Below are 13,993 nucleotides of genomic sequence, written 5' to 3'. Positions count from 1 at the left end.
GCCGTGAGCATTGCGCCGCACCACGTCGATCATGTTGCGCAAGTCGCGCTGCATGGTTGCCAGTGTGCGTATCAGAGTACTGGCTTCGTCCTTGCCGGATGGCTCGGCAATCGACTCGCTGAGATTGCCGTGGGCGATGCTTTCGGCGATGCGACTGGCAGTCTTCAAAGGCCCCATGATGCTCAGAATGACCCAGCGCCCCTGTATCAAGAGCAACACAAGACTGGCGATCAACACCACGCCGAGCGCGACGTTGGCGCTGCGGATGGCTGACTCGGTGCCTGCGCTGGTCTGCCGCGTATTGGACTCGATCAACTCGCTCAACGCGGCCATTTGTTCTTCAAGCTGGCCAAACGCCGTGTTGAAGGTGCCCAGTTCCTGTTGAGCCGCATCAGGGTTGTCCAGCGCCAGCCCGACAATCCGTTCGCCCGCGTTGATGTAGGTATCGAGGCTCGGTTTGATCTGCTCCAGCGCCGTGCGCAATGCCGGATTGATCGGCAATTTGAGGTTTTCCTCGAGCACCTCACGAAAATGCCCGGCATGCTCGTTGATCGAATCGCGTACCTCGCTTGCCGTGCTGGTGCTTTTGCCCAGCCCGACCAGCATCGCCGAGTAGACATCGGCGCGCAGGGCGTCGTGCATCATGTCGGCTTCCATGTGGTTGCGCAGCGCGCTCATGCTGACCGCGTTATCGCTGACCGCCGAGGCCATCCGCTGATTGCCGACGTAACTGACCAGACTCACGATCAAGGCTGTCAGCAGACTTGTCACAATCAGCAACACTAAACGCAGTTTGATCGACACCGGATTTTCCTCACTCATCACGCCCGTAAACGCTTGTCAGCCTTCAGTTAAGCCTATTTGCGCAGGTCTGCCGCGCCAGAGCGTGTCAGCAGGTGTCGGCGTGCTGGCCAAAGGCAGCAAAACTTTCGGATTGCGCGGCAAGTCTCACTTTTCAACGCGCACGGCCAACGCCTTCATCACCGGTTAATGCCGGCAGGCTATTGAGTCCGTCGCTCTGAACATTCGTACAGCAAAAGGAAACGCCTATGAAACGCGCATTGTGGTTGGGTTTGCTCGGCACGTTCGCCATCGGTACCGCACACGCGGCGACGGAAAAAGTCGCGATCAATCTGGTCAGCGCTGACGGCGCGCCGCAGGCGATCGGCTCGGTCACCATCAGTGAAACGGCGTATGGCCTGTTGTTCACGCCTGACTTGAAATCTCTGCCGGCCGGCGTGCACGGTTTCCACGTGCATGAAAACGGCAGCTGCGAGGCCGGCATGAAGGATGGCGTGAAAGGCGCCGCACTGGCTGCGGGCGGGCATTTCGATCCGCAAAAAACCGCCAAGCACCTCGGCCCTTACGCCGACGGCCATTTGGGTGATCTTCCGGCGGTTTACGTGACGGCGGACGGCATCGCCAACTATCCGGTACTGGCGCCGCGCCTGAAGAAGATATCCGAGATCAAAGGTCACGCCCTGATGATCCACGCCGGCGGCGACAACCACGCCGACATGCCCAAACCACTGGGCGGTGGCGGTGATCGCATGGCCTGCGGGGTGATCTGACTCATTCCAGCGTGAAAGACGGGCAACCCGCCATGGCGTTGCCCGCGTCTGTTTTGCAATAACGCAGACTTTGCTGCGCCACGGAACTCCCGCCGCGCGCGCCCCTCTCACATTATGTAATCCTTCCCTTTTTGCTTCGCGCTTGTGGAGGAACACCGTCATGCGCAAGTTAGTGCTCGTTTCTTCTTTACTCCTATGCCTGCCCGTTGGTTCCGCTCTGGCCAAAGTCGATGCCGGAGATGTCGCCACTTCGGCCGGTGTCTCCGCGTCGCTGTACTCGACCTTCAAGGATCACAAAATGGTGATTCCGGCCCGTGACGACTTGTCTGCATTTGTCGCCAGTGGCGGGGCCATTCGTGGGGTTTATCTTGAATCGGTGCTGCAACAGGCTCGCCAGGAAAATCCTGGACTCAATGCCAGTGATGAAGATCTGGCCAACGCGATTCTGGTGCATTACGAAGGCCTGAATCAGTAGCCGTCACGGAAAACGCAGCCGATGGATGGCTGCTGAAGGCGCATAGGCAAAACTGTCCGACGGCCTCTATGATGGAGGCCATGACGACTTCTGTGCCCTTGCGCTCCCCCTGCCCGCCCGGCGCCTGCATCTGCGGGCGCGATCCGTTGCTGGAGACACCCGGCGCGGATTTGCGCATCCTGCGCCTGACCCGAGAGGAAGAAAAACGCCTGCTCGCTCGCCTCGAAATGCTCAAAGACCTGAATGACCTCAAACATCTGCAACAGCGCATGTCCGAACAATTGGGGATTCGCGTCGACGTCGCTCCCGGTTTCAACGAAGTGCGCACCATGCGCGGGATCGCTATTCAAATCGACGAGTTACCGGGCCTGTGCCGCAAGACCCGTGCAGCGATCCCGGCCGCCATTCGCCGCGGACTGGAAAACCACCCGGAAATCGCCTTCGAATTGCTCAACGCTCACGACTTGCTGCGCGACACCTGATCACTTTTTCAGCCCCAGGCGTTTGCGCATTTCGGCGGTGATGCTCTGGCGGGTTTTCTTCATGTCGGCCCACGGCTCGTCACCGACCTCAGCCAACCGCTCATGAACGTTGTGCACGTTCCACTGATTGCCACCCTTGAGCTCGGCGACCTCTTCGCGAAACAACGGCACCGACACCGGCAAGCCTTCGCGGGTGCGCGCGGCGTAAGCGCAGATAGTGGTGGCGCCCAGACCGTTGCGCAGGTAATCGATAAAGATCCGCCCGACGCGGTTTTTCGGCCCGGACACCGCAGAAAAGCGCTCCGGCAACAGCTTGGCGATATGACTGACGATGGCGTGGCTGAAGTCCTTGACCTCGTCCCAACCGAGTTTGCGGGTCAGCGGCACCACCAGGTGAATACCCTTGCCGCCGCTGGTTTTGAGAAACGCCTTGAGGCCCAGTTCATCAAGTACGGTCAATGTCAGTGCCGTCGCTTCGACCATGCTTTTCCATGGCAGTGCCGGATCCGGATCGAGGTCGAGAACGAAGCGATCGGGCTTGTCCAGATCGACCGTGGTTGCGTTCCAGGTGTGCAGTTCGACGGTGCTCATCTGTACCGCGCCGATCAGCGCCTCGGCATTGTTGATCAGCATCACCGGTTGCCCGGTGACGTCTTTGTCCAGCGTGGTAATGCCGGGGATCGCCAGGCGTTCGGCGTTCTTCTGGAAAAACAACTCACCGGCGATGCCGTCCGGCGCGCGCACCAATGCCACCGGACGATCCTTGAGCTGCGGCAGAATCCATTCGGCAACGCTGGTGTAATACTCGGCCAGTTGCATCTTGGTGGTGCCGCTGACCGCGTCGATCACGCGATCCGGGTGAGTGATGCGCACCTTGCCGTTGGCCAGTCCGGTTTGTGACGGCGCGGTTTCTGCGCTGCTCGCCGGGGCTTTTTTCGGCGCTTTCTTCGTGGCTGATTTCTTCGCTGCACTCTTCACCGGTTTCGCTCGCTCCTCAGTGATGGCTTTGGCCGGTTTGTCATTGCGTAAGCCATGAAACACGGCGTGGCGCACTGAACCGTCCTTGGTCATTTCGGCAAATGCGACTTCCGCCAGCAGTTTCGGCTTGAGCCAGTGCACGCCTTTGACTTCGAAGCCGCTGGGTGGATTGACCACCGCCGGCTTCTTCACCTGCAACGGTTTGAGCTGGGCCAGAATGCTTTTCAACGTCGACTCGTTGAAACCGGTGCCGACTTTGCCGGCGTAGCGCAACTCGCCGCTGTCGCGGTCATGCAGCCCCAGCAACAACGCGCCGAAGGCACTGCGCGAACCTTTCGGATCGGTGTAGCCGACGATGACGAATTCCTGGCGATGTTTGCACTTGAGCTTGATCCAGTCACTGCTGCGCCGCGATACATAGGGCGAGCCGAGGCGTTTGCCGATCAGGCCTTCCATCTGCATCTGGCAGGCGCTGTTGAGCAGCGCATCCGGGGTTTCGTCGAAGGCTTCGGAGAAGCGCAACAACCGTTGCTCATGACTGCCGAGCACCGTGGCCAGCGCAGCGCGACGTTCCTCGACCGGCACTTCACGCAGGTCGACACCGTTGAGATACGGCAGATCGAACAGGTAGTAGAGAATGTTGCCGCTGCTTCCAGCTTCAAAAGCATTTTGCAGGGCCTGAAAGTCCGGTACGCCGTGTTCGTTGGCGACGATCATTTCGCCGTCGAGCCACGCCGATTCCAATCCCAGCGCGGCCAGGGCTGCGGCCTGTTGCGGCAACTTGTGCGTCCAGTCATGACCGTTGCGAGTGAACAGTTGCACCTGATCATGATCGATGCGCGCCATGATCCGGTAGCCATCGAATTTGATCTCGTAACTCCACTGCCCTTCCGGCGCGCTGTCGACCAGCGTTGCCAGTTCCGGTTTCAGTTGTGCCGGCAGTTTGGCTTTTTGCGCACCGTTGAGCTTGCCGGTCGCAGTTTTGCGTGTCTTCGCCGCGGGCTTTTTCAGCGGTTTGCTTTGCTCGGCGGCCAGTTTGGGTTTGCCCACTAACGTGCGTTCGCTCAGCACACTGTCCGGTTCGGCCACCAACACGTCGTAATCATCCTGCGGCCGCGCGGCGCTGTCCTGATGCTTGATCAAAAACCATTGTTCTTTTTTGCCCGGCATGTGCGTGCGCACCAGGTTCCAGATACCGCCGAGCTTCTCGCCTTGCAGCTCGAACTTGAGCTTGCCCTTGGCGTAGGCCTTGTGCGGATCTTCCAGCGGTATCCACACGCCACGATCCCAGACAATCACATCACCGGCGCCGTAATGTCCTTCGGGAATGTTGCCCTCGAACGTTGCGTAATCCAGCGGATGATCCTCGACATGCACCGCCAGCCGCTTGACCTTGGGGTCGAGTGACGGCCCTTTTGGCACCGCCCAGCTCTTCAGTGCGCCATTGAGTTCCAGGCGAAAGTCGTAATGCAGGTGTGAAGCGTCGTGCTTCTGGATGCAGAACTGCAAAGCATGCTCGGCAGCGGTTTTACGTCCCGAGCGCTTGACGGCAGCCGGTTCCGAGGTCGCCGAAAAATCGCGCATGCGGTTGTAGTCGTCGAGGTTCCTGTTCATCGTGCACCTGCCTTGTTTCAGCCCATTCGGGTCACGGTCAGCGCCACCACTGCGATGCGGTCGACCCGTTGATAGCCGGGGTTGAGCAGTTCTTCGCCAAAAACATCCGGGTCGAGTTCGCGGTACGTCCAGCCGAAACGTTTTTCATCGAGGCGTGGCAGCACGGTGTCGAGAAACGGATCACGACCATCGACCATCGCCACACCGGTGTAGAGCAGCAGCGAGCCACCAGGCGCCAATCGATTCAAGGCCTGTTCGACGATGCGCAGCGAAAGCCCTGCCCCCAGCGTCCCGCCACCGTGGCGATAGGCGCGTTCCGCCGGGTCGGCCATGTACGGCGGGTTGGCGACGATCAGGTCGAACTCGCCGTCGACGCCCTGCAACAGATCACTGGCGCGCACGTCGACGTTAGCGACTTCCGCCAGTGCCGCGTTGATCGCGGTCAGACGCAACGCCGCAGGGTTGATGTCCAGCGCCAGCACCTCTGTCTCGCGACGGGCCCGGCCGATCAGAATCGCACCGACGCCAGCGCCGCAGCCGATGTCCACCGCGCGATGAATCGGCGCGAAGTTCTGCTGCAGATGGGCGTGGATCAATTGCGCAAAACGGTAGGTGTCGGGGCCGAAAAACACCGCGTCAGCGGCCTCGGTGGGAAATGCCGAATGGACGAACAGCAAATCATCCAGACTCGACCAGCGTACCCGACTCTTCAGCTCACCTTCGTAGTGATCAATGATCTGTGCGTCTTGCAGTTGCCGCTGTTCATCGGCTGACAACAACCCCGGCGTGAAAGGACGCGACCAGCCGAACACATCGCGCAAAGAGTCGGCCATCTGGCCCTCGTCACGCTGGTTGACCCGTTGATGGGTCAACGGCGTCGGCGTGGTGAACCGATATCCGTCTGCCAACAAGCGCCGGCCCAATTGCAGCAGCACGAGGTCGTTGGGGCAGAGTTGTTCTTCCTGATTCATCGGCGGTGTCCTTAAGGCAAGCGGGATTTAAGTTCGATAAAACGCCGGGTGGCGAGTAGCCCGGCCGGGTGTGCATGGCGGGCCGGGGCGAGCCAGGGGATCAAAATCGCCATTTGCGCCGAGGCATCCTGACCTTGCAGCGCGGTGTTGAGCGCCTGTACGTCGGGGTCCTGTGCAAGCCCTTCGATGGGCGCTGCGGTCTGACTGTGCCGCCGAACGGGTTTCGCTTTATCCGACGGCGTCCAGTCGCCGGCAATCCAGTCGTGCACCAGTTGTTTTTCGTAGGCATTGAACACGCCAAACATCGCCGCACCGTCGCCCGCGATCAGTTGCCAAAAACGGCTGGCCTGCGGGTCTTCGTGGCGCTTGATCCAGCCCTTGTTCTGCAACGCTTGGAGGAAACCGGGCAATTGCTCGGGTGCAGCCAGCCACTGATTGACGGTCTGCCCTTCGAAACGGCAGTAATCGGAATGCATGTGTTGGGCGAATGGGCACTTGCGCTCGAGCATCGCCAGCAATTGCTGCTCAAGGTCGAAGCCTTCAATGATTGCGCGGCTGCCCTGCCCCAGATCGTTGAGCCGATAGCCCAGCGCTACCCGGCGCAGAAACTCAGCGCGATCGGCCTCGAGCGGCAGCAGGTCAAGCGCCGCCTGCACGGCTTTTTGCGCATGGCCGGTGCTGGCGTTGTCGATGGTCACGTGCAGGGTGAAATAGTACGGATCGATGCCTAGCTCACTGAGTTCGTAACTGCTGATCAACAGGTGCAACGGCAGTTGTTCATAGCCGAGGTTGTAGCCGATCACCTCGGGCAAATAATCAGCACCACAGACACCGAGGGCCAGCTGTATCGCGCCTTGCAGGTAGCGTTCATCGTCGATGGCGCTGCTGTCCTGCAGATCGTGCTCGGCGAGCAATTTCTGATAAATCACCACGTGGTTCTGCGCCGGATTGCCTTCGCCCAGCTCTTCCAGAAAGGTTCGCAGCAGGCTCTGGAAACGTGGGTCCTGCCAGCGCGGCAACAGACCATAGAGCCAAGCGCCGTCGACCAGTTTGGTCGGTGCCACCGCTTGCAGGAAATACAGCGCCTGCGCCTTGCCACGGAAGAATTGCCGAGGCCCGCCGGCCTTGCGCTGCTGCAGATAGTCGGCGTATTGCCGGGCGACATCGGCGCAATGTTCGGCCACCCAGGCGTGCCACGTTGCCGGGTCTTCAGGCAACGAATCGCTAAGTTGCGCGGCGTGTTGCAGTTGCTCCTGCAAAAACGCCTGCGCGAGGTCTTGGGAATCGTCATCGCGCAACAACGCTTCATAGACCTGCCGCATGTTCCCGGCGGCGTTCATCAGGTGCGGTTGGGCAGGCGCGGCTTGCAGGGGTGTCAGGACAGTCATGGCAAAATTCTCGGTCGGTTGGCAGGGCGCTGTTCCACACGCCTCTACAGCAGCAGAGAGGCGGCGCCTGCGAAAAATTCAATCGACGTGAAAATTGCCCGGACGGACGGCCGTCGAATGCACTGAAACACCGTGTAGGAGCTGCCGAAGGCTCGGTCCGCGATCGCACGATCTTTTGATTGTGATTTTAAAAACAAGATCAAAAGATCGCAGCCTTCGGCAGCTCCTACAGGGTTACATCGTGCAATGGGTTGAGTTCGCGTAACGGTGAGGGATGGCTAACGTTCAGGGACGATGTTTTTGGGAGGGCAAAGGAATGCCTGTTACTGCAAAGGCGTGTGGATTACGCAAGGGACGCTATAGCGAGGCTGGACGTATTTATCTGCTCACCGCCGTCGTTTACGAACGTCAGTCAGTATTTTCGGATTGGCGTTTGGGAAGACTGCTGGTAGAGCAAATGCGTGCAGCCAATGACGAGGGAATGGTTCAGTCGCTGGCGTGGGTGGTGATGCCGGATCATCTGCATTGGCTGATTGAATTGAAACAAGGTTCATTGGCAGCGCTCATGTGCCGCGTGAAATCGCGCAGTTGTCGTTCGATCAATCTCAAGCGCGGCAGTCAGGGACGGTTATGGCAACGCGGTTACTACGACCGGGCGTTGCGTCGCGATGAAGATCTTAAAGCGGCGGCCCGATATATCGTTATGAACCCGATACGCGCCGGATTGGTTCGGCGTGTGGGGGACTACCCGTTTTGGGATGCCATCTGGTTTTGAAGATCAAAAGATCGCAGCCTTCGGCAGCTCCTACATGGAATGATGTACACCCTGTAGGAGCTGCCGAAGGCTGCGATCTTTTGATGTTGCTTTCAGGCCTGTCCTTTGGCCTGCTGTTCCAGATGCACCTGCAAATCCGGGTCGATCTGCAACGCTGCTGCCAGCTCATCCAGATAACTGCGCTCGGCGTCCTGCTGGTCATCCACCAGCATGACGCTGGCCAGGTACATTTCGGCGGCGACGGCTGGGTCACCGTTTGCCGATTGCGCTACCTCCTCAGGATCCAGCGGCTTGGCGACTTCAGCGTCGAGCCATTGTTGCAACTGCGGATCATCGGTGTGTTTGCCGATTTCGCTGCTGATCAGGTGTTTTTCGGATTCATCGATACGCCCGTCAGCCTTGGCCGCGGCGATCAACGCACGCAGCACCGCGTGGCTGTGCTCTTCAATCTCCGGGCCGGCCAGGAGGTTAGCCGTTTGCGGCGTTTGTTGCGGTGCCGAACTGGCCTGGCTGCGTTGCCAGGCCTGATACGCCTGAAAGGCCATCATTCCCAGCGATGCCAGCGCCGCATAGTTGGTGCCGCCGGAGCGGCTTTGCGTGCCGCCACCGCCACCCAGCGCCCCACCCAAAGCGCCGCCAAGTCCACCACCGGCACCGCCGCCGAGCAAACCACCGAGCAAGCCGCCCAAGCCGCCAAGTCCACCGGCAGATCCGCCGCCGCTGGCCGCGCCCGAGCCGCCACCGAGCAGTCCACCCAGCAAACCACCCAAACCATCGCCGGCAGACGCTGAAGATTGTTGGCCGGTCGAGGCCTGGCCTCGCAGCAGTTTTTCGAGCAAATCGCTGGTGTTCATGACGTTATCCTCAGGCATTGGCAGTGACTGCGTCTGGCAACGATAGACCCCTTAAGCCATAGCGCCAGCACCGTTTGGCTGACGCTCGAAGCCCTGACGGATTTCGCCCGCGTATTTTTTCGCCGGCCAGCTAAGATTGATCAGTGGTGAACCTTATCCCGGCCAGACCGGTCGATAGCTGCAACCCCGACCCGGTTTGCCGGCGCCCTGCTACTCAAGGGTGATACCCGGCTTGCTTCACTTTCTGGAGAACGCCCCCGTGATATCGACCGTACACATCGCCAGGCTCAAAGCATGGGGCGCCCATGGTTTTACCGCGACTGGCGTGGTCACAGCCTTCCTGGCCACCCTCGCCCTGCTGGAAAACCAGCCGACCCATTGCCTGATGTGGCTGGGCGTGGCGCTGATTGTCGACGGCCTCGACGGCGCACTGGCGCGCAAGGTCAACGTGCAGTCGGTGCTGCCGAGTTTCGACGGTTCGATCCTCGATCTGGTGATCGATTACCTGACATACGTGTTCATCCCGGCGCTGTTCATCTATCGCTACATTCCGTTGCCCGACTACACCCTGCTGCTGACCGTGTCGCTGATTCTGGTGTCGTCGTTGTTCTGCTTCTGCAACGTCAATATGAAGAGCAAGGACAACTACTTTGTCGGGTTTCCGGCGGCGTGGAATGTGGTCGCCCTGTGCCTGTACATCATCGGACCGGGACCGTGGATCACTTTTCTGACGGTTATCGGTTTGGCGCTGTTGACCGTGACGCGGATGAAGTTCCTGCACCCGTTTCGGGTACGCCGGTTCATGCCGATCAACATTGCAGTGACGGCGATCTGGCTGCTATGCAGTCTGTCGCTGGTGCTCAACCATCCGGTGATCAACCCGTTGGTGATGGGCTTGTGGTTGCTGATGTCGGCGTACTTTCTGGGGATCTGCATCTGGCGCACGGCGCTGGAGTGGTTTGATCGGCCGCAGGTGAAATAGGCTCAACTACCAAAATACCTACCCCTGTGGGAGCGAGCCTGCTCGCGAAGACGGAGTGTCAGACAACATTTTTGTTGAATGACACAGCGCTTTCGCGAGCAGGCTCGCTCCCACAAGGATCGCAATAGATTCGAAAGTCGGGGGTGAATCAGCGTTTAGTAATCACCACCTCCAGATACTCGCTCGGCACCACCAGCGAACCCTCTCCCGCCCGATTCAACCGATTGAGCAAATCCGCCAGATCACTCTCCAGTGCCTGCCCGCTCTCCGGCGGTAATGCCGCAAAGGCCTTGTGCACCGGCCCGTACCAATGGCGAAAGATGTCGATGAAATGCGCCGCCGAGCGATAGCGGAAATTGAAGTCACGCCGTGTCACCCGCAGCAGAAAATCACGGTCATCGAAATGTTTGTGCAGCCAGGCGTCGGAGCCCCAATTCGAGGGCGGCTGGGCGCCGGCAGGCGGCGGCAGATGACGGCTGAGCGTCTTGAACATCTGCCCAACAAAACCTTCCGGCGTCCAGTTGGCCAGACCTATCCGCCCACCACGGCGACAAACCCGCCCCAGCTCGGCCGCAGCCGTGTCCTGATCCGGCGCGAACATCACACCAAAGGTCGACAGCACCGCGTCGTAACTCTCATCGGCGAACGGCAGTGCCTCGGCATCAGCCACCTGAAACGTCACGTCCAGATGCTCCGCCCGGGCCCGATCCTGGCCGCGTTCCAACAAAGCCGCGATGTAGTCGGTCGAGGTGACCTGGCAGCCACGGCGCGCCGCCGCCAGCGTCGCATTACCGTTGCCGGCAGCGACATCCAGCACCTCTTCATCGCAACGCAGGTCACAGGCTTCGGCAAGGTTTTCGCCGACAATTTGCAACGTCGTACCAATCACGGCGTAGTCGCCACTGGCCCAGGCGACTTTCTGGCGTTCCTTCAGGGCTGTCAGATCAATCGGGGTACTCATAAGAGTGAACTCCGCTGCAGGTGGGGTCGGTGATCATTCGGCCGTCGTCGGATCGATGACCGTCATCACTCGCGCCACACTGTTGGCAGGAAATCCTCCAAGCCTGGCGTGTTCGCGTACCTGCTCTTCGTCAGGCGCGATGTACACGCAATAGATTTTGTCGGCAGTGACATAACTCTGTAGCCACTGCACCTGTGGCCCAAGTTCGCGCAACACCTGGCAGGACGTTTGTGAGACGTTTTTGAGTTCGGCTTCGGACAGCTTCCCGGCCCCTGGAATCTCGCGTTCAATCACGAATTTCGGCATGGCAACCTCGCGCTCTTGTTATGGGGCAAGGCCGGCAGTGACCCTGCTCAAGCACTATCGCGCTGCTGCCGGTTGGCGTCCCTGCCGATCGTCCGGCAAGCCGCGAAAACCGAGGGTTTGCCGATGAATGGTGGGATTCTGTAAAGCGTCTGGAACACCTGGAAGATTGCCAACGTTCGAGGATTGGTTTCTGATGCCCGCTCGCTTCTGGAACGGACTCTACCGATGTCACTGAAACTCGATTGGCTCGCGCATCACATGCACCACAGCGACCGTTATGCTCAATGGATCCACCAGCAATTCCCCTACGAATACATCGACCAACCGCTGGCTGAATGGCAGCGTGAATTTGCCGAGGGCCAAGGCAATGGCGACTGGTCTTGCCTGATCGCCATGGACGGTGAACATCTGGTCGGCGGCGCGGCGCTGGCACGCGATGACCTCGCCCTGCGCCCTGATCTTGGTCCTTGGCTGGCCTGCGTGTTCGTCAGTCCTGAAGCGCGCGGGCAAGGGCTGGCGGAGCGCTTGGTTGAAGGGATTTGTCAAGAAGCGAAAGAGTGCGGGTTTGCGCGTTTGTATCTGCATACGCAGACCAAGCAGGACTACTACGCCAAACGCGGCTGGCAAGTCCTGGAGCGTTTTCGCGCCTGGGGCAATGAACAATGGCTCATGGTCCGCGACCTCTGAGCCAGTGGTTTGCTGATCACGCCGCAGGCGCCTTAGCCTCCTCCAGCAACTGCTGGATCATCTGCTCCTGCGCATCGTAGCGACCTTCGCCGAAGTGGCTGTAACGCACCTGCCCCTTGGCGTCGATCAGGTAATGCGCCGGCCAGTACTGGTTGTCGAAGTTACGCCAGATCGCGTAGTTGTTGTCGATGGCCACCGGGTAGGTGATACCGAGCTTTTTCACCTGATCCTTGACGTTGTCGATGATCCGCTCGTAGCCGTATTCCGGGGTGTGCACGCCGATAACGACGAGGCCGTCCTTCTCGTACTTCTTCGCCCAGTCCTTGACGTACGGCAGGGTGTGCTGGCAGTTGATGCAGTCGTAGGTCCAGAAATCCACCAGCACCACTTTGCCGCGCAGGGCGTCTGCGTTCAGTTCAGGCGAATTCAACCATTGCACGGCGCCGGCGAGTGACGGCATCGCGCCTTTGCCCTCCTCCATCGGCGAGTCCGCGCGGACTTTGCTGACAAAGTAGTCGACCACTTTCGGCACGTTTTCCAACACGCGTTTTTCGACACTGGCGACGCCTTCGGAGGAGGTGTTGGCCAACAAGGTTTTATCGAAGCCGGTGGCAATCACCGCTGTCGTCGCCAGTACCGCAACCCCGGCACCACGACGCAACCAACCGGTGAACGGGATCGACGGTTTCAAACGGTTGACCAACCCGCGCCCGGTGAAGATCAACGTGCCCAGCGACAATGCACTGCCGGCGCCGTAAGCCAGCAGCAACAGGCTGGTCTGCGCGTTGGCGCCTTGCAGCATGGCACCGGTGAGAATCACCCCGAGAATCGGTCCCGCGCACGGTGCCCAAAGCAGTCCAGTGGCCACGCCGAGCATGACCGAACCCATCGGCCCGGCCTTTTTCCGGGTGTCCGGGTCCAGACGATTGCCGAGCATCACGAAGGGGCGTGTCAGCCAGCCGCCGATGCGCGCCGAGATCAGCGACAGGGCGAACACGCTCATCACGATCAGCGCGACGTACCGGCCACTGTTGCTGGCCTGGATCACCCATTCGCTGCTGACCACGGCGAGGCTGGAGATCAGCGCGAAGGTCAGGGCCATGCCGCCGAGGGTCAACAGTATCGAAGCGCGACTGCGTTGGGCGCCGGCAAACAGAAACGGCACCACCGGCAAAATACAGGGGCTGAGCACGGTCAGCAGACCGCCGAGAAATGCGATGAGGTACATAGTGAGTCACCCTTGATCAATGATTGTGACGAGCCGTTCAGACGCTCTGGCTTTCCAGCCATTGGCTCTGCGGCGTACGGCTGGCGCCGTTCTCGGTAAACATCTGCCCTTGTGGCGTGCGGCTGGAGCCGTCCGCTGCAATCAGGCCGTCGCTGCCCTGCTGGGCCACCGGCGTCAGTTGGAAGCAGGTGCTGCTGTGGCAGCTATGCTGTTCAACCGCAGCGTTGGCATGGGCGGCGACGCCGGCCAGGGAGAAAGCAATGGCGGTGAAAAAGCGCGCGACGTTGTTCATGGTGTTGTTCCTTCTATAAAGAGTTGGCTTGGTTGCCTTTGATGACTCAGTTGTCGTTGTTGCAGCCGTCGGCAAATTTGCTGTAATCGAGTACGCGGGTTTTGCCTGCAGAATCGAGGTAGGTCATGCGCGCCTCGACGATGCCGCAGGACACCGAGTTGTCCTGTTTCAGCGAGATGACTTTCTGGATATCCAGGTGGGTGCCGTAGGTGTAGGTTTGCGGGGTGACAGCGGCTTCGGCCCGGGCCGACAGCGTGCAGATGTTCAGGGCGGCAAACAGGCAGGCGGCAATTACGGATTTGTTGTTCATGGCGTTTTCCTCAAGGCTTCAGTGGGGGTTGAGCCGAGGCGATCTGTGTGGGCCTCGATGGAGCCTATTTGAGGCTCGCGAGGTATCGCCTCTGTGTCAGGAACTGGCGCGTTTCAATC

The 13,993-nt window shown here is 59.9% G+C and carries 15 protein-coding genes and 1 pseudogene; 6 read left to right on the top strand and 10 right to left on the bottom strand.

All coding sequences use genetic code 11. The features are described from left to right. Positions 1–48 precede the first annotated feature (48 nt). Positions 49–822 (bottom strand): annotated as a pseudogene (locus tag AC0ZWN_RS26075) (MCP four helix bundle domain-containing protein); the annotation flags it as partial. A 227-nt stretch (positions 823–1,049) separates the two neighbouring features. Between AC0ZWN_RS26075 and sodC the strand changes: the two are divergent. From sodC to AC0ZWN_RS26060, 3 genes are all read left to right on the top strand, one after another. Further along, positions 1,050–1,571, top strand: coding sequence for a superoxide dismutase [Cu-Zn] SodC (sodC, locus tag AC0ZWN_RS26070; RefSeq protein WP_449123195.1), 522 nt, complete (start codon positions 1,050–1,052; stop codon positions 1,569–1,571). Between the two features lie 160 nt (positions 1,572–1,731). Then, positions 1,732–2,046: a DUF2388 domain-containing protein gene (locus AC0ZWN_RS26065; protein WP_095047491.1), complete on the top strand. Its 315-nt coding sequence runs from the start codon at positions 1,732–1,734 to the stop codon at positions 2,044–2,046. 80 nt (positions 2,047–2,126) lie between these two features. Next, entirely contained in the window at positions 2,127–2,528 is a 402-nt protein-coding gene (locus AC0ZWN_RS26060; RefSeq protein WP_476337209.1) for a hypothetical protein, read from the top strand. Here the strand turns inward: AC0ZWN_RS26060 and ligD are convergent, their stop codons facing one another. Genes ligD through AC0ZWN_RS26045 form a run of 3 tightly spaced genes read right to left on the bottom strand, consistent with a single transcriptional unit; the run spans position 2,529 to position 7,479 of the window. Beyond that, positions 2,529–5,120 carry a DNA ligase D gene (gene ligD / locus AC0ZWN_RS26055; RefSeq protein ID WP_476337207.1) on the bottom strand — a complete coding sequence of 864 codons (2,592 nt, stop codon included), beginning with the start codon at positions 5,118–5,120 and terminating at the stop codon, positions 2,529–2,531. A gap of 17 nt (positions 5,121–5,137) precedes the next feature. Beyond that, entirely contained in the window at positions 5,138–6,091 is a 954-nt protein-coding gene (locus AC0ZWN_RS26050; protein WP_460098627.1) for a methyltransferase, read from the bottom strand. A gap of 11 nt (positions 6,092–6,102) precedes the next feature. Continuing rightward, positions 6,103–7,479, bottom strand: coding sequence for an iron-containing redox enzyme family protein (locus tag AC0ZWN_RS26045; protein WP_476337205.1), 1,377 nt, complete (start codon positions 7,477–7,479; stop codon positions 6,103–6,105). Between the two features lie 316 nt (positions 7,480–7,795). Here AC0ZWN_RS26045 and AC0ZWN_RS26040 point away from each other — a divergent pair, with 316 nt between their 5' ends. Continuing rightward, positions 7,796–8,254 (top strand): REP-associated tyrosine transposase, encoded by a 459-nt coding sequence (locus AC0ZWN_RS26040; RefSeq protein WP_476337204.1) that lies wholly within the window; start codon positions 7,796–7,798, stop codon positions 8,252–8,254. Positions 8,255–8,346: 92 nt separating this feature from the next. Here AC0ZWN_RS26040 and AC0ZWN_RS26035 read toward each other — a convergent pair whose 3' ends face one another. Further along, complete coding sequence (locus AC0ZWN_RS26035) at positions 8,347–9,108, bottom strand: tellurite resistance TerB family protein (RefSeq protein ID WP_476337203.1); 762 nt, start codon at positions 9,106–9,108, stop codon at positions 8,347–8,349. Positions 9,109–9,367: 259 nt separating this feature from the next. Here AC0ZWN_RS26035 and pcsA point away from each other — a divergent pair, with 259 nt between their 5' ends. Beyond that, positions 9,368–10,090: a phosphatidylcholine synthase gene (pcsA, locus tag AC0ZWN_RS26030; RefSeq protein WP_007919592.1), complete on the top strand. Its 723-nt coding sequence runs from the start codon at positions 9,368–9,370 to the stop codon at positions 10,088–10,090. 148 nt (positions 10,091–10,238) lie between these two features. Here pcsA and AC0ZWN_RS26025 read toward each other — a convergent pair whose 3' ends face one another. Further along, positions 10,239–11,051, bottom strand: coding sequence for a class I SAM-dependent methyltransferase (locus AC0ZWN_RS26025; protein WP_476337202.1), 813 nt, complete (start codon positions 11,049–11,051; stop codon positions 10,239–10,241). A gap of 33 nt (positions 11,052–11,084) precedes the next feature. After that, the gene (locus AC0ZWN_RS26020) at positions 11,085–11,357 is read right to left on the bottom strand and encodes a DUF4242 domain-containing protein (RefSeq protein ID WP_093438958.1); all 273 of its coding nucleotides are present in this window, start codon (positions 11,355–11,357) and stop codon (positions 11,085–11,087) included. A gap of 225 nt (positions 11,358–11,582) precedes the next feature. On the opposite strand from AC0ZWN_RS26020, the gene AC0ZWN_RS26015 reads away from it, so the two are divergent. Next, entirely contained in the window at positions 11,583–12,044 is a 462-nt protein-coding gene (locus AC0ZWN_RS26015) for a GNAT family N-acetyltransferase (RefSeq protein ID WP_476337200.1), read from the top strand. Positions 12,045–12,060: 16 nt separating this feature from the next. Here the strand turns inward: AC0ZWN_RS26015 and AC0ZWN_RS26010 are convergent, their stop codons facing one another. The 3 genes from AC0ZWN_RS26010 to AC0ZWN_RS26000 are packed head-to-tail and all read right to left on the bottom strand — an operon-like array spanning position 12,061 to position 13,874. Further along, complete coding sequence (locus AC0ZWN_RS26010; RefSeq protein ID WP_476337198.1) at positions 12,061–13,272, bottom strand: cytochrome c biogenesis protein DipZ; 1,212 nt, start codon at positions 13,270–13,272, stop codon at positions 12,061–12,063. A 37-nt stretch (positions 13,273–13,309) separates the two neighbouring features. Next, positions 13,310–13,564 (bottom strand): hypothetical protein, encoded by a 255-nt coding sequence (locus tag AC0ZWN_RS26005; protein ID WP_476337197.1) that lies wholly within the window; start codon positions 13,562–13,564, stop codon positions 13,310–13,312. A 46-nt stretch (positions 13,565–13,610) separates the two neighbouring features. Continuing rightward, positions 13,611–13,874, bottom strand: a complete 264-nt coding sequence (locus tag AC0ZWN_RS26000; RefSeq protein WP_476337196.1) for a DUF2790 domain-containing protein — start codon at positions 13,872–13,874, stop codon at positions 13,611–13,613. Positions 13,875–13,993 lie beyond the last annotated feature (119 nt).

Source organism: Pseudomonas sp. 3B-A001-10F, from assembly GCF_056313565.1.
This window is presented reverse-complemented; position numbering and strand designations above follow the sequence as displayed.

Coding starts and splice junctions, on each gene's coding strand:
- sodC (WP_449123195.1), top strand. CDS start 1,050: ATGAAACGCGCATTGTGGTTGGGTTTGCTCGGCACGTTCGCCATCGGT.
- AC0ZWN_RS26050 (WP_460098627.1), bottom strand. CDS start 6,091: ATGAATCAGGAAGAACAACTCTGCCCCAACGACCTCGTGCTGCTGCAA.
- AC0ZWN_RS26025 (WP_476337202.1), bottom strand. CDS start 11,051: ATGAGTACCCCGATTGATCTGACAGCCCTGAAGGAACGCCAGAAAGTC.
- AC0ZWN_RS26065 (WP_095047491.1), top strand. CDS start 1,732: ATGCGCAAGTTAGTGCTCGTTTCTTCTTTACTCCTATGCCTGCCCGTT.
- AC0ZWN_RS26035 (WP_476337203.1), bottom strand. CDS start 9,108: ATGAACACCAGCGATTTGCTCGAAAAACTGCTGCGAGGCCAGGCCTCG.
- AC0ZWN_RS26000 (WP_476337196.1), bottom strand. CDS start 13,874: ATGAACAACAAATCCGTAATTGCCGCCTGCCTGTTTGCCGCCCTGAAC.
- AC0ZWN_RS26005 (WP_476337197.1), bottom strand. CDS start 13,564: ATGAACAACGTCGCGCGCTTTTTCACCGCCATTGCTTTCTCCCTGGCC.
- AC0ZWN_RS26015 (WP_476337200.1), top strand. CDS start 11,583: ATGTCACTGAAACTCGATTGGCTCGCGCATCACATGCACCACAGCGAC.
- AC0ZWN_RS26060 (WP_476337209.1), top strand. CDS start 2,127: ATGACGACTTCTGTGCCCTTGCGCTCCCCCTGCCCGCCCGGCGCCTGC.
- AC0ZWN_RS26010 (WP_476337198.1), bottom strand. CDS start 13,272: ATGTACCTCATCGCATTTCTCGGCGGTCTGCTGACCGTGCTCAGCCCC.
- AC0ZWN_RS26045 (WP_476337205.1), bottom strand. CDS start 7,479: ATGACTGTCCTGACACCCCTGCAAGCCGCGCCTGCCCAACCGCACCTG.
- ligD (WP_476337207.1), bottom strand. CDS start 5,120: ATGAACAGGAACCTCGACGACTACAACCGCATGCGCGATTTTTCGGCG.
- AC0ZWN_RS26020 (WP_093438958.1), bottom strand. CDS start 11,357: ATGCCGAAATTCGTGATTGAACGCGAGATTCCAGGGGCCGGGAAGCTG.
- AC0ZWN_RS26040 (WP_476337204.1), top strand. CDS start 7,796: ATGCCTGTTACTGCAAAGGCGTGTGGATTACGCAAGGGACGCTATAGC.